This window comes from Shewanella marisflavi (genome assembly GCF_023283925.1).
In the GTDB taxonomy this organism is placed as follows: Bacteria; Pseudomonadota; Gammaproteobacteria; order Enterobacterales; family Shewanellaceae; genus Shewanella; species Shewanella marisflavi.
Genome location: NZ_JAKIKX010000001.1, coordinates 1,053,337 through 1,074,300, shown reverse-complemented (window position 1 = coordinate 1,074,300; position 20,964 = coordinate 1,053,337). Strand labels below are relative to the sequence as shown.

At 44.7% G+C, this 20,964-nt stretch carries 16 protein-coding genes and 1 pseudogene; 6 read left to right on the top strand and 11 right to left on the bottom strand.

Going from position 1 to position 20,964, the window contains the following annotated elements; all coding sequences use genetic code 11:
- Window positions 1-364: 364 nt before the first annotated feature.
- From L2712_RS04645 to L2712_RS04620, 6 genes are all read right to left on the bottom strand, one after another.
- Complete coding sequence (locus L2712_RS04645) at window positions 365-1,108, bottom strand: phosphatase (protein ID WP_248977027.1); 744 nt, start codon at window positions 1,106-1,108, stop codon at window positions 365-367.
- A gap of 193 nt (window positions 1,109-1,301) precedes the next feature.
- Window positions 1,302-2,309 (bottom strand): NAD-dependent epimerase, encoded by a 1,008-nt coding sequence (locus L2712_RS04640; RefSeq protein ID WP_248977026.1) that lies wholly within the window; start codon window positions 2,307-2,309, stop codon window positions 1,302-1,304.
- Window positions 2,310-2,350: 41 nt separating this feature from the next.
- Entirely contained in the window at window positions 2,351-3,514 is a 1,164-nt protein-coding gene (locus tag L2712_RS04635) for a nucleotide sugar dehydrogenase (RefSeq protein ID WP_248977025.1), read from the bottom strand.
- A 170-nt stretch (window positions 3,515-3,684) separates the two neighbouring features.
- A complete protein-coding gene (locus L2712_RS04630) occupies window positions 3,685-4,935 on the bottom strand; it encodes an IS256 family transposase (protein ID WP_248977024.1) in 1,251 nt (416 codons plus the stop codon).
- 369 nt (window positions 4,936-5,304) lie between these two features.
- On the bottom strand, window positions 5,305-5,640 hold the full coding sequence (locus L2712_RS04625; RefSeq protein WP_248977023.1) for a HipA domain-containing protein: 336 nt from the start codon (window positions 5,638-5,640) through the stop codon (window positions 5,305-5,307).
- Between the two features lie 777 nt (window positions 5,641-6,417).
- Complete coding sequence (locus tag L2712_RS04620) at window positions 6,418-6,873, bottom strand: hypothetical protein (protein WP_248977022.1); 456 nt, start codon at window positions 6,871-6,873, stop codon at window positions 6,418-6,420.
- Between the two features lie 610 nt (window positions 6,874-7,483).
- On the opposite strand from L2712_RS04620, the gene L2712_RS04615 reads away from it, so the two are divergent.
- The 4 genes from L2712_RS04615 to L2712_RS04600 are packed head-to-tail and all read left to right on the top strand — an operon-like array spanning window position 7,484 to window position 13,747.
- Window positions 7,484-8,011, top strand: a complete 528-nt coding sequence (locus tag L2712_RS04615; protein WP_248977021.1) for a hypothetical protein — start codon at window positions 7,484-7,486, stop codon at window positions 8,009-8,011.
- Window positions 8,008-9,594 carry a site-specific integrase gene (locus L2712_RS04610; protein ID WP_248977020.1) on the top strand — a complete coding sequence of 529 codons (1,587 nt, stop codon included), beginning with the start codon at window positions 8,008-8,010 and terminating at the stop codon, window positions 9,592-9,594. The genes L2712_RS04615 and L2712_RS04610 overlap by 4 nt, the downstream gene beginning before the upstream one ends.
- Before the next feature lies 1 nt (window position 9,595).
- On the top strand, window positions 9,596-12,457 hold the full coding sequence (locus tag L2712_RS04605) for a site-specific integrase (RefSeq protein WP_248977019.1): 2,862 nt from the start codon (window positions 9,596-9,598) through the stop codon (window positions 12,455-12,457).
- A 33-nt stretch (window positions 12,458-12,490) separates the two neighbouring features.
- Window positions 12,491-13,747, top strand: coding sequence for a hypothetical protein (locus tag L2712_RS04600; RefSeq protein ID WP_248977018.1), 1,257 nt, complete (start codon window positions 12,491-12,493; stop codon window positions 13,745-13,747).
- Window positions 13,748-13,839: 92 nt separating this feature from the next.
- Here L2712_RS04600 and L2712_RS04595 read toward each other — a convergent pair.
- Window positions 13,840-14,001, bottom strand: a pseudogene (locus L2712_RS04595) (transposase); the annotation flags it as partial.
- Between the two features lie 75 nt (window positions 14,002-14,076).
- Between L2712_RS04595 and L2712_RS04590 the strand changes: the two are divergent.
- Window positions 14,077-14,496, top strand: a complete 420-nt coding sequence (locus L2712_RS04590) for a hypothetical protein (RefSeq protein ID WP_248977017.1) — start codon at window positions 14,077-14,079, stop codon at window positions 14,494-14,496.
- A 514-nt stretch (window positions 14,497-15,010) separates the two neighbouring features.
- Window positions 15,011-16,180, top strand: a complete 1,170-nt coding sequence (locus L2712_RS04585) for a tyrosine-type recombinase/integrase (protein ID WP_248977016.1) — start codon at window positions 15,011-15,013, stop codon at window positions 16,178-16,180.
- A 256-nt stretch (window positions 16,181-16,436) separates the two neighbouring features.
- On the opposite strand, the gene rfbA is transcribed toward L2712_RS04585, so the two are convergent.
- The 4 genes from rfbA to wecA all read right to left on the bottom strand — a co-directional run bounded on the left by rfbA (window position 16,437) and on the right by wecA (window position 20,870).
- Window positions 16,437-17,318: a glucose-1-phosphate thymidylyltransferase RfbA gene (gene rfbA, locus L2712_RS04580; RefSeq protein ID WP_248977015.1), complete on the bottom strand. Its 882-nt coding sequence runs from the start codon at window positions 17,316-17,318 to the stop codon at window positions 16,437-16,439.
- Between the two features lie 149 nt (window positions 17,319-17,467).
- Entirely contained in the window at window positions 17,468-18,826 is a 1,359-nt protein-coding gene (glmM, locus tag L2712_RS04575; protein ID WP_248977014.1) for a phosphoglucosamine mutase, read from the bottom strand.
- Window positions 18,827-18,877: 51 nt separating this feature from the next.
- Window positions 18,878-19,756, bottom strand: a complete 879-nt coding sequence (gene galU, locus L2712_RS04570) for a UTP--glucose-1-phosphate uridylyltransferase GalU (protein ID WP_248977013.1) — start codon at window positions 19,754-19,756, stop codon at window positions 18,878-18,880.
- A gap of 70 nt (window positions 19,757-19,826) precedes the next feature.
- On the bottom strand, window positions 19,827-20,870 hold the full coding sequence (gene wecA, locus L2712_RS04565; RefSeq protein ID WP_248977012.1) for a UDP-N-acetylglucosamine--undecaprenyl-phosphate N-acetylglucosaminephosphotransferase: 1,044 nt from the start codon (window positions 20,868-20,870) through the stop codon (window positions 19,827-19,829).
- Window positions 20,871-20,964: the final 94 nt, after the last annotated feature.

Here is a 20,964-nt window from a genome sequence, read left to right as displayed (position 1 = left end):
CAATGTTATCAATTTGCTATTAACCGATACGCCAACCTACTCTACATTTCATTCAACATAAAATCTAAGCATGGTTAACCAAAATTCGGCATATAACAGGATAATACCAGCACGGAGCCCTTTTAGAAGTTATAAATATTAATTTATTTATACCAAAAAGAAATAACAAGTAATCGAAGGGAAGATGGGGGAGTCGAGGAGTTTGCTACCTAGATGTCGAGGAGTGGCGGCTTGGGTCGTGAGTCTTGGGGCTTGGGTCGTGGAACGTGGAGTTTCGGTCGGCAGCCTCACTTAACCATAAGTGATAGCGCAGTTGTGCTTTTACTCATGACGAGACTACTCTCATTAATTGAAGCATACTCCCTTAAACAATCCCCGCGTACTCATCCAGCCCTTTATGACCTCTTGCAGTTAAGAAATCTAGCAGCGCTTTGGGACTGCGATTCAAGATCCGCTCAATCGGAAAATCAACTGCTTGAATCAACTCGATAGCTTTCTCGAAATCACCCAAACTGAAAGCAACATGGGAGTCTGATCCCAGAACCAAACAGCCTCCAGCTTCTTTGACTGCCTGGGCAATCGCGGTGCAGTTTTTCAAGCTACCTTTTCGTGACGTCAAAAATGAGGAGTTGTTGATCTCAAGGGCAACATTGTGAGTCGCCGCCGCTTTGGCAACACGTTGGATATCGATGGGATAAGCAGGATTACCCGGATGACTGATGATGTCTACATTGCCACTTTCAATGCAATTGACTAATGCTTGAGTGTGGGCGGCTTGAGTGGATGGTGGAAAAACGGGCTCATGAAACCCGGCTAGCACGATATCTAGTTCATCAAGGTAGTCACCAAAGAAATCAATATCACCCTTGTCGTTTTTAATATTGGCTTCAATGCCTCTCAGCACACCGATACCATCGACAATCCGAGGCAATACACGCATGTTGACGAAATGCCAAAAGTGAGGTGCATCAGCCATATCTGGGCCATGATCAGTGATAGCAAACAGCTTAATGCCCTTCTCTTTTGCCACAGCCAGATAATCATGGACCGTACTATAGGCATGGGTTGAGGCAATGGTATGGGCATGAACATCAACAAGGAATTTCATCGGCGAATCCGTTAGCATGGGGCCAGGTTAAAGAAGAATGACAATAGAGGGACTAGTCTACTCATTTCAACCGCATTACTCCATAACGCTGCGAGGCTTGCTACTTGTTCTTAGTCTTTTAGAATGCGACTCACACATACAACTCTCCTAAAACAAAGTATCTTAGCCCTTAAGCCCCATTAACCGTTTGCATTTACTTTTTATAATAACCTTTAAACCATTCAGCAAAGGCTTTGACCCCTTCACTGATACCAACTTGTGGTTTATAACCAACAGCACTAAAGAGGTCTTGAGTATCGGCCCAGGTGGCTTGAACATCGCCATCCTGTATAGGCAACATAACCTTCTCTGCTTTTAGCCCAAGGGCATCCTCCAACTCGCTAATGAAATCCAATAAGCGAACTGGACAACCATTGCCTATGTTATAAATTCGATAGGGGGCACTACTGGTAGCAGCGGAGCCCTTTTCTACGGTCCAATCAATCTGCTTCTGTGGCACTTTATCGGCGACCCGAAGAATGCCTTCGACAATATCGTCAATGAAGGTAAAGTCGCGACTCATGTCCCCTTGGTTAAACACCTTAATAGGCTTGCCAGAGGTAATGGCATCGGCAAATAACATTGGCGCCATATCGGGACGTCCCCAAGGACCATACACAGTAAAAAATCTCAGCCCTGTTGTAGGAAGGTCATAAAGGTGGGCGTAACTATGGGCCATCATCTCGTTAGCTTTTTTCGTTGCAGCATAAAAAGAAACAGGATGATCGACAGAATCCGACGTTGCAAAGGGCATCTTCTTGTTTAGACCATACACAGAACTGGAAGAGGCAAAAACCAGATGTTCTATATCATGTTGTCGACACCCCTCTAACACAGCAAGCGTACCAACCAGGTTACTATCGGCATAGGCATATGGGTTTTCGATTGAGTAGCGAACACCAGCCTGCGCGCCTAAGTGAATAACCCTAGTGAAACCACCGTTAGCAAAAAGCTCAGCCATGGCTTCCCTATCAGCAAGATCAACTCGATTAAACTTAAAGTTAGTTAAATCAGTCAATTTATCTAACCTAGCCAGCTTCAAGCTAACATCATAATAATCATTTAGATTATCTATACCTTCGACCTCAAAACCTGCTTCGCACAAACGCTCGCAGACACGTGCACCGATAAAACCCGCCGCACCAGTAACCAAGTACTTCATATTATTCTTCTCACACTTCTTTGCCACTGTGCGCAACGCGCTTAATCTTGACCAAAAAGGTCTCGGGTATATACTTTTTCGCTAACATCCTGTAACTCGTCAACCATTCGATTGGAAATAATAACATCAGACGTCGCTTTAAACTCTGCTAAATCACGTATAACTCGAGAGCGAAAAAACTCTTCTTCCTCAAGCACAGGCTCGTAAACTACCACTTCGATCCCTTTGGCCTTAATTCGTTTCATCACGCCTTGCACTGCTGAGGCTCGAAAATTATCTGAGCCCACTTTCATAATCAACCGATATACGCCAACTACTCGAGGTTTTTTGGCAATAATGGCATCTGCGATAAAGTCTTTACGAGTTCGATTTGCATCAACAATAGCTGCAATCAAATTGTTGGGAACCTGATCATAGTTAGCTAAAAGTTGCTTAGTGTCTTTAGGTAGACAGTATCCACCATAACCAAATGAGGGGTTGTTATAATGATCCCCTATTCTTGGATCATGGCATACACCATCAATGATTTGTCGAGGATCTAAACCATGAGTTTCGGCATAGGTATCAAGCTCATTAAAATAAGCGACTCGCATAGCCAAATAAGTATTAGCAAATAACTTAATCGCCTCAGCCTCGGTACTTCCCGTAAAAAGAAGTGGAATATCAGGTTTAAGTGCAGCTTGGGTGAGTAACTGAGCAAAGCGTTCGGCGCGCTCTGAACGTTCACCGACGACAATTCTTGATGGATAAAGGTTATCGTACAAGGCCTTACCCTCTCTTAAGAATTCGGGAGAGAATATGATATTAGATGAGTTGTATTTTTTCCTTAGCACTCTGGTAAACCCTACTGGGACAGTAGACTTTATGACGATACAAGCTGAAGGATTTACGGCAAAAACGTTTTGTGTGACTTCATCGACCGTCGTCGTATCGAAGTGGTTGGTCTTGGGGTTATAGTCTGTTGGCGTAGCGATAATGACATAATCAGCCCCCCGATAGACGTCTTTGTCAGTGGTAGCCTTTAACTGTAATTTTTTGTTTTGCAGATATTCTTCAATAAGGTCATCGGCGATAGGTGAACGCCCGGCATTCACCATTGCCACTCGATGCGAAGATATGTCTAACGACCAAACCTGATTGTGCTGCGCCAACAAAACGGCATTCGACAAACCAACATAACCCGTCCCTACAACCACTATCTTCATTTAAATTCCTAAGAAACTTCTAACTCGAAGCAACATTAGCTCACTCGTAAATAAAACTCTACTGCAAAAAATTATAAACCAATGATTCAGATAGATTAACCTGGCAAGCGCTCTAAAATCACGCTAAGGGTATGAAGGTTATCCGTCAGAACAGATTCCTGAGGCTTCTATTATGAGACTGTAAGATCTTTTGTGTAAGTGGCTGTTTGTCTTAGTGATACACGGTCACTGTATATAATCATAAACTGGCTCATGGCCGCTTTCCAGTCCCTTATGGGCATCGTCCATTTCTTCGATATCTGGTGAAGTGCCAGATACAGTATCTTCATTACAGCGTCATCCGTCGGGAACGAGCGTCGGGTTTTGGTGATTTTTCGCAGACTGGCGTTCAGCGATTCAATGGCGTTCGTGGTGTAAATCACCTTGCGGATTTCCGGCGGATAATCGAAGAACACGCTTAGATGCTCCCAATTGTTACGCCAAGATAAGCTTATGGTCGGATGTTCATCATCCCACTTCTCTGCAAACTCAGTCAGGGCTATTTCCGCCTCAGCTAAGGTTGCTGCACCGTAAATCCGTTTCAGATCGGCTGCGATGGCTTTGCGTTGTTTCCAGCTTACATATCGCAGGGAGTGGCGAATTTGATGGACGATACACAATTGCACTTGAGTCTTAGGGAATACGGCTTCGATAGCTTCCGGGAAGCCCTTGAGGCCATTGACACAGGCAATCAAGATATATTGTACACCACGGTTTCTTAATTCGTTCATCACCGACAACCAGAACTTCGCACCCTCGGTCTGCGCCATCCAAAGGCCAAGTAACTCCTTCTCGCCTTCTGTGTTGATACCTAAGGCCAAGTACACAGATTTATTCTGTACAGCGCCAGAATCGCGGCTACGGACAACCAGGCAATCAAGATACACCACAGGGTACACTGAATCGAGGGGCCGCTGTTGCCATTGCTTCACTTCATCCAGCACTTCATTGGTGACTTGCGAGATAAATGTTGCAGAGACTTCGACACCGTAAGATTCCTCGAAATGAGCCTGAATATCGCGAGTCGTCATGCCTCGAGCATAGAGAGAAATGATGCGGTCATCGAAACCACCTAATTGCTTTTCACCTTTCTTTATCAGCTGCGGGATAAAGCTGCCGTTGCGGTCACGAGGAATATCCAGGTCGATTTCACCGTGAACTCTGCGTACTGTTTTCGTGGACATCCCATTACGTGAGTTGCCGGAGTTTTTACCTTCTGATGCATGTTTAGCATAGCCAAGATGCTGCTCCATTTCGGCATTTAAGGCACGCTCAGCAACCTTGTTGGTGAGTTGTTTGAGTAATCCAGCTTCACCGAAAATATCATCTGGAGAATTACAGCCAACGAGTAGCTGATCGATAAGTTTGTCTGTTATTCGCACATGGTTAGATAGGGATCCTGCGAAATGTGATAAACACGCTAAAGCTTCTTGATTATCACTTCTGTCTTAATTCCCATAACACCGAAAAAACAATGAACGACACCACTTTGATCGCTAACCTTTCTTCTTCCTGCTAGCGAAGTAACTCACTGCAACAATGAATAACGTGGCTAGCGTAAATACTGCTAACGAACACAATATGAATGTTTCAGGTGACATAATGCCGCTCCCCATGTTAAGCCCACTATCCATTATAACAAAAGCAGCCTACTTTCGGAGTCGCACAACATCTTTGACTGGCAACAAGCAAGGCCCATCCGCTGGGACGACGCTATAGTAATGCTCTTTTATCTTGTTACTCCTACACATCTATATGCTTAGGCGTAAATTCGAGTTTATTTCTTCAATAAGCGTTTTAGGCACGCCCCACTCTTTAGCTAATGCAGGCCAGCTAGCGACATGCTCAATGGTTTCATCGATGATAACGTCAATTTTATTTTTACTGAATAATGGACTTAGCTTTTCTAGACTGCAGAAATCAGCGCGTGTAAAACCATCCCTTTTGCCGTTTAAACTCATCCAATGATTGTTAACCCATTTGCTACCAGGTTTATAGCTGTAAGCCAAATCGTACGCAGGCGCTGACGCGGACTCTCCACCCACATATAAAGACCCCAAATGGTTACATATTGATGAAATAAACAAATAAAGTACCCAATATGGAACATTAGGTTAACTAACACCTTAAATAAAGCGGGTCAATTTACCGAAGCGAGTCAATAACACTACGTCTAAAAACACAACCTCTTAAAAAATAAAACAACCCAAACAGGAAAACGACTAGGGTGCTGCCTCATTATTCTCCTTCGAATATTCCTAAAAGCTGTTGTTTAACAATGGGTTTATGTCGCCAAATTAGAAAGAACACCACCAATGACGTCCCAAACACCTGATCTAATGACTTACCACCTTTTACCAATAGTGGCTCTAGTCGTATCTAGACTTAACAAAACTAGACAATTCCCTTGGGGTTTCCAATCTCAAATTACTACTGAGATCACTTTAGCGTGGTGCTCTTATGTTGCCATAAACATACACCATGAGAGAAAAGACAGCGCCTAGCGCTCGGCTAGGTTTTGCTGTCTCTAAATAAGACGACTGATACCAGCATAACCCTAGGGCTTCTATTAATTATTCTGGGGCTATTGCTACTTCGTGCTTTTTTTCGAAGTGTTGAAGGTCAAAATGTGGTAAATCCCTAGCGCTAGACCACCAACGACAATGGTCCCTAAGGTGATAAAAGGCATCATGCCACTTATTGTTTCCAACATCGCTCGCAACCTCTTTTTCAGATATGTCTTCCGATATTAACACTTTTCCCCATTGACCAACTCTTCGAACAGAAAAGCGAAAATGAATTTTGTGTCACGCACTTGCCCCTGACCATGATGTCTATTCTGCCTGTTGGAAGGCTATCTGGGTTCACTGGTTGTTGATATAACTCTTACGGCTAACGGCATCGATGACATAGCCCCCTTCTACGAGTGCATAAGAACCAAAACCTGCACGCGGTTCGGTAAAACGGTACTCTCGATAATGCCGACCTTCATCAAAATATTCATAAACAGTATATTGTTGCGGACCCGCTGCTTTGAGCATCTGACTCTCTGTCATGCAAGTCGTGAGACGACGAAAGCGAATGGCATCTTTGTCGACTTTTACTCGCTTACATGGGTGTTCATCGACAGCAACAACTTGGGGAGGTTGCTCAGGCACTGGCGTGATGGGGTCTCTTGGGGTTGGTACCACCATGTCGACCGTTGACCCTTTCTCCAATACTAAGGGTTTACTTTGTTCGTCACAGGGATCGGCTTGGTATACGCCATCGGCGCAGCGGTAGACCTCAGCACTTGCAGGTACTGCGTATAATAAAGTCATGGTACACAATCCAAAAGCGACTAAGAACTTCATACAATCCTCGTTGATTATTTAATCAGTTTACTCCTCTTTACTCACCAAAGAAACATCATCACGGTAGCTGGCGTTAAGCTACTCAATCTTCATTCTGGCGCTGATTAGCATGGCCCAGGTTGCGTCATCTGCTGTCAGGCACTGATCAACGACAGCTCAGACGGCTGGTCACGGTTGCTCAGTACCGTCTATTTGTGACTTCTCACCGCCCTATCGGGCGAGGGTTTACGGCGCAATTGCTAATTTAGCGAGTGGGGCACTTCGGAGTTGAATTCGCGCTTACCCCTATTCCTAGTACTGAACCACACCCAAAACTCCCAACCTAGGCGACACCTAAAAGCCTGATTTACGTACGAGGCCTTGGCCAATCTTCCTTCAATAAGCTTTAGCGACAATGATAATCACCACTAATCAAGCCCTTCCCCGCACAGTAGCCGAAAGTCTTACCCATGTTTTCCATCAATCCTACTAACTCAGAAAAAATATTTTCAATGCTCAAAATGTACATTGAAAATCAAAATTCCAAAATTTTCTAAATATACAATCGAGGGCAATCAGTAATTTTTAGGCTCTAGATATGAAAACAACACAACGTTTGATTTGCAGTTTTACCCTCGAGTATCACCCGCTAGTTGCTCGTTTGCTCAGCGAAGAGATAACCCTACGATTCAACCCCATTGTGTTTGAACATTTTCAGCAGCACGAAATACAGCTCTTACTGCAGACAATCACTCTTCATGTCATACCTACGGCTCCAGAGCGCTATCTGCTTTTAATGCCTGACCCACTGTTTGCAAGACTTCGACAACATCCCTTTGTTCAAAAACAAAAAATCAGACTCTGTGAGCATCACGATTCAGCAGATAATATTGATCAGATTATTCTGACATTAATGCTCAAGTTCCCAGCTCTACAATATAACTATCAATCTTCAACGCTAAAAACGCTCGCCACCCGGCTCACTGCGGCTAAATCCAGCCCTAAGCTAACCACTCAATCGCTCCCTAAAAAAAAACTATTAGCATTATTCGCTGGCGTATCACCAGCGGCAATCCGTTCTGACAACAGCAAGTTAGCTAACAGTAAAGTTGAGGACAAAGCATGAGTAAATTAAGTGCCATTAAACGTAAAGCGCGACACCGTAATAGCGGCGGTGTATACCCAGAGGCTATGAGCGTAGCGTTAACACTACTTACTGCTTTGTCGCGATTAAAGTCGCACGTAAAACAGAGCATTAGCAAAAAGATTAACTCGTACGATCGACACCTGTTTTATTTTGTTTATCTCTGGCTAAAAGGCGAGCTTGTTGATTGCCGAACTACTGCAGATATCCCCACAATAGCCATCCTCACGGGCAGTGAACCGTGCCAAGCAAATGCACTGCGACGAGTCCGTATGAATAATATCTCTTGGGTAGAGTATGCATTAATGCACGAGACTCCTTATGGTATTAAATGGCAGTGGCAGCCTTTGCCAAATGGACTCAATGCCTACTTTAGCCATGCATTAACCCAGTCTACCGAGCATTGGGAACTGTCTATCCAAGAAAAAGTGGCTTTCATTGATTGGTTGACGACAAAGTGGCGCACACCTACATCATTATTCGGACGATATCGCATGCGCCGTGATGGACTGTTTGGCTACTTCAACACCTTGGCCAATCTTGATAATAGTCTGTCAACACTTAGTAAACGGGTACTGCTCGGTGAAGAAGGCTTGCATCATCACTCAGCCAGTGCTTATCAATCTCAAGACAGCGATCAACTACGTTATGAGATCTTTCACGCACAAACGCGATATCTAGACAGACTGCGTCAAGTACTAATGGACCCAAAACTCGCACCGATGCTCAACGTGCCACTTCCAATCACAGCAAATGAGCGTTCACTGTTACATAAAAATGATCCAATGCCGGAACATTTACAGGTAGCTGGTCGAATTACAGCGCTCCACCTTGATCTGACTAAAGCAACTAAAACCTATATCAAACTCTCAGCGCTCGAAATTGGCTCACAGCGTATGCTGGATGTAGACCATCTACGGCAGTTTTTCCGACATTTACATCAACACGGGTTGCAACTGAGTCATGCACAGTACACCGCAGCAACCTTGCGCGAGTTATTTAATTTTCGTGCAAATGAACTCGCATTATTGTTCATCGCATTAACGGGGGTTCGCCCTACTCATGCTATTACGCTTGAACAAACTTATTGCTTTAACTTTCAACACGCTATTGTTAGAGACAAAGGGCGCTGGCGCAGTGTGTTGCTACCTGACTATCTTCAGCAAGCAGTCCAACGATTTGAACGGCTCAAACATCAAGTTAATCAACTTTTTCCAAAGTATATCCCCTCTGAATTACTGTGGTTTCAAATCAATGAACAGGGTGAGCCGTTGCCACTCAACGCAAAATCACTACGTCAATTTATGATGCAACACTGGTCTGAATGCTTCCCAAACGATCATGTGGTGCCATACCAGCTACGCCACTTTTTTGCTCAGCATGCGAGAGCGGCGCTCGATCCCGTGTTATCGACTCAAGATGTAGATCAACTTATGGGGCATTCTTCTTTTGGTGAGCACCTTGGCAGTGACATGCATTTCCCAGCGTCGCAAAGAAAACTCACTAAACACCTTAACGACATTAGTGATTTCTTACAGCTAGCACCAGTCACGGAGGAGTACTGATATGCTCGATCACAACACGCTACAACGCTATCTTGACGATCTGGGAGTAACGATAGAAGCTCGGACTGATATCAAATGGGTATGTCTGCAGCTTAAGCAACACTCAAGCCAACGCCAACTCAGTGAAGAAAGTCTCAAGCAAATTAATCATGCGATAAGCAGCATTCCCACTGGGCGACAACGTCGACTTAAGCAAGCACGAGATCAAGTCTTACAATATCTTTATGATGTCTGTGATTGGACCCTGCCACCAAAGCAAGAGTCACGTTGTCAAGATAGTGCACTCAAATGGAACCGCGAAATACAAGTGTTCAACGACGATGCTGGCAAGTTAGTACGAAGCTACCAACAACTTCGCCGACGCTTTATCGCTGACCCAAAAAACGAACTTAAAAATGACCTTGCTTGGTTACTTACCGCGCTCTACATCGAAGTCGCGCCACTGCCATTGAGCTACTGGCAAGCGGTTCTCAGTAGTGCTGAGCCGATTGAATTTTTTGAAGGTCAATATACCCTTAAGGTACCGCACCCAACGCCTATCGCCGCCTTTGCTAGCAACACTCATCCAAGCTTTACTCGTTTGCCACTGCCGCTGTTTGCTTATCGACTATTACACCAATATTTGCAGCAGCAAACTCAAGGGCCAACGACGAATGCACTGTTACAAACGTTAAATCATGCATTATCAGCACAGCCTTATTATCTCGCTGCACGCACAGCGGCGAAATGGCAGCGCACATTTCAATCACTGTGGCACCACTACTATCAAGTACCAGTCGAGTTGCTGCGCGATATTTCCGATCCGCAACGGCATGTCGCAACGTTACCTCAACATTGCAGCCCCAAGCTGCCACTCGCAATCAAAAAAACACTCTATCAACCGATCGTATTCCATACGCAAGAAAAGCAGGATGGTAGTCAATCAAAATCTGGCAAAACTTATTGGCCGCACAAAGCGTTAATCAAGTATTACCGCAGTAAAAACAACACATCTGCCGTAGTGCCAGCGGAGCCCTGTTGGCGTCAAGATAACATCCTGTCCAAACTGCTGTTTCACTTTTGTGAGTCGTTGTTCATCGAAGGCGGAATTAAACGTGACAACCTTCCAGCGGATACGGTCGACCGCTACAGCAATTTTTATAAAAACCTTGCTCCCTTATCGTATCAAGCGGCCTGTGAGCCAGAAAAATTAGCCACCTGGGCGCAACAAGCATTTGAAACGCTTAATGCCAAAGATTCTCAGCAGTGGCATTTCTACCAATTTTTACGCAGCGTGGCACAACAGCCTTTAACCGATCATCTCGATTTGAGTCAATTTGAAAAGCCAAGTTTACCCGCACGAATTGACGCTTTCAGACTCAGCGTCTCCCAGGTACATCACGTTGTCGACTATTTACTGTCATCTAGCAATGGTCATCCTTTGCAAAGACTGTTTGCGAGTGTCGCCGCTTTACTCGGATTTTACGGCGCCTTACGCCGAGGAGAGGTATTACGTCTTCGAGTGGGGGATATTCGTCAAGTCGTCAATCAGACAAACCATTTTCAGCTGACGATCACCGGGACGATAGAGGGGGAAACAAAAGACCGGAAAACACGTCACTTATATGTCGTCATGCCCGAAGTTGCGGCAAAACTTGTACGTATTGTGCTGAAGGTCCATGCAGAGAGTGATAACGCCCAACCACTTTTGGCATTGTGCGGTGAGTCTATCACTTCACGCGCAAATCACTATTTATACCCCGTGACCCAAGTACTGAAAGGGTTGTTCGGACAACAAGTACGTTTTCATCATTTACGTCATTCAGGTGTTGAACTTACCTACCTGCAAGGGTTGCATTTGGCATATGAACGTGAAGATAACCATTTGGCTTCAATACTTAATGACAAAGTAATGCAAACCATGCTGACTGAAAAGAGTTGCTTGGCACGCTTTCAATTTTGGCTCGAGGGCCGCGATTTTAGCCAGGTCAACGACAGCTTGCTTCTTGATGTGATCAGCGCCCAATTTGGTCATGCACACTATGCAACCACACGTCGCCATTATTTGCATGGGCTTGAACGGATCATTCTGCTGTTTAAACCACACAAACGTCACTATAGCCGCGACGAGTTGCGCTATCTGTTGGATATGCCTGCAGGATCTAATGATGTATCCAGAGTGCTTGCGGAGCTCAGCCCGGACTATGCTGCATTGTCGGAACAAGACAAAAAGTCTTATCAACCCTACTTCAGCGAGGCGCAACTACTACAAAGGATCGTTCCCAACCTACCTGCATCTCGTCATAAGCAGCATTGGAATGACGATGAGTGGCTGAAGCAATGGACAACTCACACACCAAAGCAATGGTATAGCGGTCAAGCATTTCAACTTATGAATGCTCAGGCTTTGCGCATGCTAACAACTGGTGAGCTTACGATGAAGGCCCTTAGCCAAGCATGGCAACTCTTAGGACAACATCAGCGGTTGGTTGTGAATAAAAAGCAGCGTACAGCGATTAATCACCTCGGCGGAGCAACGTTCGTTGAAGCGCTCACGAGTGAAAACGCGGCAAGACGCACCGAACCACGCCAGCTGGATATTGTATTTAACTGCCCTTGTAACCAACGCACGCTTAAAGCATTTCAGACTTTATGCCATCACGGCCCACTTAAATATTTCGCTGCGACACTGACTTTAATTCACAACCGGAAAAGTCTTAATAGTCATAAGCTCGCATTAGTTAAAAGCTGTTTTGCTCGCAAACAAGACACCGTGTTGCATAACGTGATACCGACTGGTGACACCAGCCTTAACATCACACTGCACACTCCCTTATCCGCAGCAATATTTCAGGGCCCACTCGCTCAGTATTTTGCAGATTGATTAACTATCACCGCTTAAAAAAAGGAAAACATCATGGCAAAACTTGAATTTCATGCTGACAGTAAAAAAAGCATAAGCTACCTCGTCGATGCGATCAGCCATAAAGATCCTATTGCGTATGTCACGGTTGTGATAGAAAGCCGAGAGGAAGGCTATTTGATCGGTGGCCCGAGCGACTTCCCCATGCTAGTTAAGTTACCCCTTAACAGCAACTGGGGGCTCAAAAAGGGTCAATGGTCATTATGTGCCAGTAGTTTTAAAACTTGGTGGCTGGCTGAGCTAAAAAACACCGAAGACCACCCGCCAATGAACCTAGAAGTTGAGTACGGTAAACAGCCAAAGTTACCTTTGCTCAACGGTCTGATGGCACAAGTATCACTTATATATATTCAAGCTAAACCGCCAATAGAGAAACATCTCACTTTTCTTGAACAACATAAAAATCTAGCTTATCAAGCTTTACCCACAAATTCCGCCAGGATGATCCTTGAGGTAGCTGATGCGCATCGACCTTTCGACGTGTTTGAGCTCAATAAAGAACAACAAAAAGTCCGCATTGAGCGTGACAATAACATCCAAATCAGTGCACTGCCTGAGAATATGCAAGTAACGGATGGGATATTGCTCAACAAACAAAGCATGCTACAACTAGATAGGATCTGCCACACCACGGATGCTGAACAGATCCTGTATTACCTTGATGATGAGCGTGCGATATTTAGTAACGACAACTTCGTGAGCTCAAGCTCACTGGCATCGTTACGCGAATATCGATTAAAAAAAGCAACCTCTTATCGCACAGAGGCGAAAATGACCATCAACATTTATGATTTTAAGGAAGATCTCGAAAAATACTTGTCAATTACGCCGTTAAAAAAAGCCAATCAGGCCCTACTCTATGTCAATGAAGACTATGTCATGCTTGCTAGTTTAGTTGAAGAAACTGGTAGTAACCGTTTTATCCGTACTAAGCATATCGAATGTGACAAGCCCATGTTATACAGTATCAATCTAAGCCAGCTGAGCAAGGTGAAGATCAAAGATATTACCAGTGCTGACCACATGAAAATCGCGGTACTTGTGAATGCTCAAGGTGAGCTAAAGCTGGGTTTTTATAACAACCGAGATAATACAGCTCCTTGTCAAAGTGTCACTGATATCGAATACGCCTCCCCCCAAATGGATCTGGTACAGCAATCAAAAAATAAGTTAGAAACAAAGCTTAAACAACAAGATGCAGCAGGCGATGAAGATAGCCAAGGTGATATGTTTGGCTTTGGGGATGTATAGCGCTGTACACTTTTCAATCGCTGCCATCCTAAATGGCTATTCCCCTCCCTGCGAAGCAGCAGGGAGGGGAATAGCCAAAGATGCGTAGGATCTTAATACGGTCTATCCTGTTGCTCGATGTATTGCTTGATCACCGTTAATGGCGCCCCCCCGCACGTTCCTGTGAAATAGCTACGACTCCAAAGAACGTTTTTACTAAATGCGCCAGCCACATCATTAAACTCTCTGCGTATCCTACGTGAGCTGGTTGACTTTCCACACAGTTGCCGGATCTTGACTTGCCTCTATGATTGAAATCGCAATGTTTATGAACTTAAAAGGATCCGACCATGCTCAGTCTAGCCACAGTCTTTTTAGCGAACGCTCTCATGAACGGTGCTATACCACTCAACTATGAACACCGCGATTATAAATTGAAACAAGCAGAGATCTTTCTTAGAGATAGAAAAATATACGACCTATCCAACCTACCCGTTGGCGTGATAGCAAAAGAAAGCTGGGGTTATAAAAAAGAGGACCTACGCAGTGAAAGCCAAAAAGTGATAGACCAGCTTTATATCGAACAAATAAGACAAATGCCCATCAATAACTTCGACTTCTCAAAAAGCGGCTTATCTTCCAATGAGGCTGGCACCATGTACGGCAAACTGATGGGTAGGGCAGTATATGAAACCAAGTACTCCCTTAAAGTATTGGATGTGATTGCGGTATACGGTTTACCAGCGAGTGTACTGCACCAGCAAGAATAAAATCAGATGCTAGTTGACCAGCGTTTACCGCTCAGAAATGAAACGTCATCCCTTCGTTTCTTTAAATTGCAGCAGCGATAGGGTCATGATTGAGGGCAAGAGGCACTTCATCGCTTCTGTTAGGGTCTGTAAGCCAGTACTCAAGTCATCGAAGGGCGTTTACTTAAGCTTATTTTCAAGTGCTGATCTTTAGCACCGTTTCGATATTAGAAAAGTCATTATGAAGTGATGAATTCAAGCAGAAACCACTGGACAAAAAACCAGTGGTTGATATATTGGTAGCTGTCTTTTTAACCAATACTTGCAATGTGCGGACTATTGGGAAATGAGGCGTTTCAGGTTCAGTTGCGGGTTTTCATAACCCGGTTAACCTGGTAAAGAAGCAGTTGGGACAGGATGGCGGCAACCACCCTGCCCCGTACCGGCTGCGACGGACTATTAAGCACCCCCAGCCGATGGCGAGATCTTAACGAATTCCATCGGATAGGGACAGATCTATTTGATGGAGACGATTATGGCTCATATTCGTATTCGCCCTAATGGGCGTATTCAGTTCGACCTACACCTTTACGGCCAACGCTTTCGTGAAGGCACTAAAATGATGGCCACCCCGAAAAACTTGGCCAGCGCTAAAGCCACCCTAAAGCAGATGAATGCTGAGATAGACTTAGGTAGCTTTCAGTACCGAGACTACTTCCCCAACAGTAAAAAGGTCGCTCTGTTTGAACAACTGCAACGAACGCGACATCCCGACCGTCAGTACCCTTTCTTTGATAACTACGCCAACCAATGGTTTGAACGCCAAAAGGCCAAGTGGAAGCAAAGTTATCAAGGCAGTGTTCGAACAGCGCTGACAAAATATCTCATCCCAGAGTTTGGCAATACCTTAGTCAATGAAGTCAGTCTGACTCAAATTGATTTCTTTCGTCAGAAATTACTGGATATAAAGAAGGAAGATGGAACTCGGCAACTCTCCAATCGCCGCGTGAATAACATTCTGTGGCCACTCATCGCCATTACCAGCCTAGCATCTGAAGAGTTTAAGTTTGAGTACCCATTACGGCGCTACCGCTCCTTGAAAGAAGAAAAGGCAGAGTCTTACCCCATGACCATTGCCGAAGTGCGCTGCTTTCTTTCTGTGGTCCCTGAGCAGTGGAAAGACTATTTCATTATCCGGTTTTGGACTGGCATGCGAAGCTGTGAGGTGCATGGATTGGAATGGGAACATATCGATTTTGAGCACCGATTGATCCGTATTCGACAAAACTGGGTCAACGGGGTGGTATGTGATGTGAAAACACCGAAATCGCGTCGAGATCTGAAAATGTGCGACACTGTGTATGATGCATTTAAGCGGATCAAAGCCGCCAATCGCTCAGGCAGTAATTTTGTGTTCACAGGGCCTTCAGGTACACCACTGCAAACCCACTATGTCAGTCGAAAATTATGGTACCCGACATTGAAAAGCGCGGGGTTAAAAAAGCGCCGCCCCTATGAAACCCGTCATACGGCTGCGGTATTACATATCGCAGCCCTTGAAAACCCACTCTACATATCTCAGCTACTGGGCCACAGTGATACACGGTTACTGTTTGACGTCTATGCCCCTTATGTCGCTAATGCGTCTCGCAATGACGGAAATGCTTTTGATCAACTCATGAGCTCAGAAGCCGTCGCGTCGTAAATCCGCAATCAACTGGTTTATTCAATTGCTCACTGAAATTGAGTGGGCAATTGTTCCAGTTGGTTCCTCTCTCCCATCGAACACTAAATGAGTGGCTTGTACTTGGGTGGCGCAACCGACAAAGCTGACTGTTCAACGAGTCCTATGCAAAACATTGAAGCAAGCACTGATATCCATTGTCAGTAGTCTTAGCCAGTCGCTTTCTCAGCTCCCTCATGACTAATACAAACCTAGCACACCTTTCCTTTACTAAGCCCTATGGGGTCACGAGTGAACGTAAGTACTGACCATAGCTGTTATTCAACATAGGCTTGGCAAGACGATAAATATCCTCATTAGTCAGCCAGCCATTACGCCAGGCTATCTCCTCAAGACAAGCCACTTTTAGACCCTGCACAGTTTCTATGGTTTGAACAAAAGATGAAGCCTGCTGCAGACTGTCGAACGTACCGGTATCGAGCCAGGCAAAACCCCGTCCCAATAATTCAACCTTTAGCTGCCCGCACTCTAAATAGGATTGATTGATTTCAGTAATTTCAAGCTCGCCACGTTTTGATGGCTTTAACTCTTTAGCGATGTCGATGACTTGATTGTCATAAAAATAGAGTCCGGTTACCGCCCAGTTAGATTTAGGGAAAGCTGGTTTTTCATCGATTGCCAAGGGGGTGAAATCAGCATCAAACTCCACCACGCCAAACCTTTCTGCATGGTCGACCTGATAGGAAAAGATAGTCGCTCCTACTGAATCTGCATTACTAAGGTCAGCTACAGTCTGTTTCAGCGTGAGACTGAACCCCAGCCCATAAAAAACATTATCTCCCAGCACTAAACACACGCTGTCGGTACCAATAAACTCCTCGGCAATAATAAAGGCCTGTGCTATCCCTCCAGGTTTTGGCTGTACTTGATAGGAAAGCGAAATACCAAAATCACTGCCATCGCCGAGTAAACGTTGAAACAACATCTGCTCATCTGGAGTCGTGATGATCAAAATATCGCGGATCCCCGCTAGCATAAGAACAGAGAGCGGATAATAGATCATTGGCTTGTCATACACAGGCAGCAGCTGCTTAGATACGCCACGTGTGATGGGATACAACCGCGTGCCAGTGCCACCGGCGAGTAAAATACCTTTCAAAGTACGCTCTCTTCAATAAGCTTTAAAACTGAATTGACCAAGCAAACCCAGAACAACAGCCGTGTAAAAAATGAGTTTAAAATAAAAAATGCCACTACCTTAGAGGATAGTGGCATCAATAGGTCTACAACTAGTAAAAATTAAGCTTTTTAAACACCTGCCGTAGATACAGCCTGTGCAATCGCTTCAGCTTGCTGTTGACTCATTTCAACATCAGTGGACTCGACCATAACGCGAATTAATGGCTCTGTGCCCGACTTACGTAATAGCACGCGACCATTTTCAGCCAAAATGGCTTCTGACTCAGCAACAGCTTGTTTAACACTTTGAGACTCGATGATTTGATCGGCATTGTTTTGTGTCAAACGAACATTAATTAACACCTGCGGCAGTTTTTTCATACCCGATGCAACTTCAGCCAAACTGGTTTGTGCTTTCAAAACGGCTTGCAATACTAATAACGAAGCTACAATCCCGTCACCGGTTGAAGCATAGTTAAGATCTAAAATATGACCAGAACCTTCTCCACCAAGCTTCCAGCCCGTTTCTTTAAGTTGCTCAACCACGTAGCGGTCACCCACTTTGGCCCGAACAAACGGAATATTTAGCTCTTTTAACGCGAGCTCAAGACCCAGGTTTGACATCAAAGTGCCAACGACACCACCTTCAAAGGTACCATTGGCTTTGCCGGCACTCGCTAGAATAAAGAGAATTTGGTCACCATCAACAACATGCCCGTTATGGTCAACGAACATAACCCTATCAGCGTCACCATCTAGCGCAATGCCTAAATCTGCCTCATGCACCATCACTGCGGTCTGCAAACTATCGAGACTGGTCGCGCCACAATGTTCATTAATATTTAAACCATCAGGCTTTTCATTGATGCTGATAACTTCTGCACCAAGTTCACGATATACGTTAGGCGCAATGTGATAAGCGGCGCCGTTAGCACTATCTACAACAATTTTAAGTCCAGACAGGCTGAGATCTTTTGCAAAAACGCCCTTGCAGAATTCAATGTAACGACCAGCGGCATCATTAATCCTGCGAACCTTACCTAACTCAGCAGAGGGCACACATTGCATAGCATTGTGGTTAAGTGCTTGCTCAAGTAAAGCTTCGATTTCAAGCTCTTGCTGATCATTGAGCTTGGTACCCGAATTTGAGAAGAATTTAATGCCGTTGTCATAGTACGGATTATGAGAGGCGCTAATCACAACACCCGCATCAGCTCGGAAAGTTGAGGCTAGATAGGCAACAGCTGGTGTCGGCATTGGGCCAACCAAAGCCACATCAATTCCTGCCGCAGATAAACCTGCTTCCATAGCGGTTTCTAACATATAGCCACTGATACGAGTATCCTTGCCTATTAATACTTCTTTAGTGCCAGATGAAGCTAAAACAGTACCGGCAGCCCAACCTAGCTTCATGGCAAAATCAGGGGTTATAGGAAACTCACCGACTTTGCCGCGGACGCCATCGGTTCCAAAATATTTACGGGACATATAAAACCTAAATACCAATTAAAAATCGTTTACCAAAATTGCAGCTACAAACTAAATCAGTTTCTTAATCTGTTTAGCAAACTCCGCGCCCAGCTTTTCATTACGCAGGCCATATTCAACAAAAGCGGTCATATAACCAAGCTTATCACCACAATCATGAGACTTACCTGTCATATTGAAGGCTTCGACTGTGTCAGATTCAATCAACATGTCGATTGCATCTGTCAATTGAATCTCATCACCTGCACCTGCGGGAGTTTTTGCCAGCAAGTCCCAGATTTTTTCAGACAAAACGTAACGACCTACAACAGCAAGATTAGATGGAGCTTCATCGATGGCCGGCTTTTCAACCATAGCCTTAATGACTGATGATTTACCAGGTGCGATATCCACTCCGCCACAATCGGCAATCCCGTATTTGTTTACTTCATCTAGAGCCACTGGCGCTACCATGATTTGGCTAGCTTGAGTCGCTTTATAATGTTTGATCATCGCAGCCAGGTTTTCGGAGCTTTGATCGGCACTGTACTCATCCAAGATCACATCCGGCAATACGACAGCGAAAGGGTTATTGCCAATACAAGGTTTAGCGCAAAGCACCGCATGACCTAACCCCTTAGCTTCCCCCTGACGTACATGCATAATTGTCACGTCTTTAGGACAAATTGATTGCACCTCTTCAAGCAGCTGACGCTTTACACGCTTCTCAAGCGTCGACTCTAGCTCATAGGAGGTATCAAAGTGGTTTTCGATAGCGTTCTTACTGGCGTGAGTCACCAACACAATCTCTTTCACACCAGCAGCAACACACTCATTCACTATATATTGAATAAGCGGTTTATCTACTAATGGCAGCATCTCTTTCGGGATAGCCTTGGTAGCAGGAAGCATACGGGTACCAAGGCCCGCTACGGGAATAACAACTTTCATAAACATTCCGGTTATATAAAACGCACAAAAAAATCCTCATGAGAGGATTTTTCCCCAATAACTCAATAAGCTAAGCTTTACGAAGCCAGGTCAATATTTGCCAAATGTGTGCTAATGCCCAGTTATAGGCCACAAAAATCCCGACAAAACCCAAAAACATAATCCATTCAGGTGCATGCAACCATTCTCCCGAAATACCTAGTGCAGCCAGCGCTATAGAAGCCAGAGAGATCCGTAGCAGGGTTTGTTTTCGACTATAACCCGCTCTTTCAAATATATGATGGAGGTGATCCCGGTCAGGCTTAAAAGGTGACATCCCTTTTTTAACTCGGCGGTACATGATTGCAGCCATGTCCATTAACGGTATACCAATCAGATACAGGGCAGTAACGGGTGCAAATACCCGAACATCCGCTTCAACCCCCAACACGAGCAGCCATACGACAGTCAACCCAATCAGCATACTCCCTGCATCACCCATAAAGATTTTTTGAACGGTTTCAAAAGGCCATCTCAAATTAAATATCAAGTAACCGATTATTGCGCCAATAAAAAGTAAAGGAAGAATAAACCAGTCATTACCAGCAGCGTAAAACAGCAATGCGAGTGAGGTAAAAGTGACGAGACTCAACATGCCAGCTAAGCCATCGATACCATCCACCATATTGAAGGCATTAATTGCACCAATAACAGCCAATATGGTGACAAAAACACCTAAATATCCAAGCTTTAACTCAAAGAAATAAGTGATGTGACCCAGTGATGTAAGATAAAACCCTGCACCAAAGACCAGGATCGAAGCTGTGATCACTTGCGCCACGATTCTAACGCGGACAGACAAATCATATTTGTCGTCCAGTACCCCCAAAAACAATATCAGTGCAGCAGAAATCAAGTAAAGGTTAAATACCTGATTTTGTTCAAACACAATACTGGAAACAAGCAGGACACTACAATAAATAGCCACCCCACCAATTAACGGTATGGCGCCAACATGTGTTTTCCTTTCATTGGGTAAATCTACTAAGCCGACTTTTTCCGCAATTGGGTGAAACAACTTAATCGCAGCACACGTTAAGCAAAACACCGTCACAAACGGTATAAAGTATTCCATAAACTCTCTTCCCTAAGCCAATACAGAATGACGAGGATCCATACCGATCCCTACCGCCAACAACTACCAGTCATACAGTATAACCTCTATATGA

Coding starts and splice junctions, on each gene's coding strand:
- L2712_RS04645 (WP_248977027.1), bottom strand. CDS start 1,108: ATGAAATTCCTTGTTGATGTTCATGCCCATACCATTGCCTCAACCCAT.
- L2712_RS04640 (WP_248977026.1), bottom strand. CDS start 2,309: ATGAAGTACTTGGTTACTGGTGCGGCGGGTTTTATCGGTGCACGTGTC.
- L2712_RS04635 (WP_248977025.1), bottom strand. CDS start 3,514: ATGAAGATAGTGGTTGTAGGGACGGGTTATGTTGGTTTGTCGAATGCC.
- L2712_RS04620 (WP_248977022.1), bottom strand. CDS start 6,873: ATGACTTTATTATACGCAGTACCTGCAAGTGCTGAGGTCTACCGCTGC.
- L2712_RS04615 (WP_248977021.1), top strand. CDS start 7,484: ATGAAAACAACACAACGTTTGATTTGCAGTTTTACCCTCGAGTATCAC.
- L2712_RS04610 (WP_248977020.1), top strand. CDS start 8,008: ATGAGTAAATTAAGTGCCATTAAACGTAAAGCGCGACACCGTAATAGC.
- L2712_RS04605 (WP_248977019.1), top strand. CDS start 9,596: ATGCTCGATCACAACACGCTACAACGCTATCTTGACGATCTGGGAGTA.
- L2712_RS04600 (WP_248977018.1), top strand. CDS start 12,491: ATGGCAAAACTTGAATTTCATGCTGACAGTAAAAAAAGCATAAGCTAC.
- L2712_RS04590 (WP_248977017.1), top strand. CDS start 14,077: ATGCTCAGTCTAGCCACAGTCTTTTTAGCGAACGCTCTCATGAACGGT.
- L2712_RS04585 (WP_248977016.1), top strand. CDS start 15,011: ATGGCTCATATTCGTATTCGCCCTAATGGGCGTATTCAGTTCGACCTA.
- glmM (WP_248977014.1), bottom strand. CDS start 18,826: ATGTCCCGTAAATATTTTGGAACCGATGGCGTCCGCGGCAAAGTCGGT.
- galU (WP_248977013.1), bottom strand. CDS start 19,756: ATGAAAGTTGTTATTCCCGTAGCGGGCCTTGGTACCCGTATGCTTCCT.
- wecA (WP_248977012.1), bottom strand. CDS start 20,870: ATGGAATACTTTATACCGTTTGTGACGGTGTTTTGCTTAACGTGTGCT.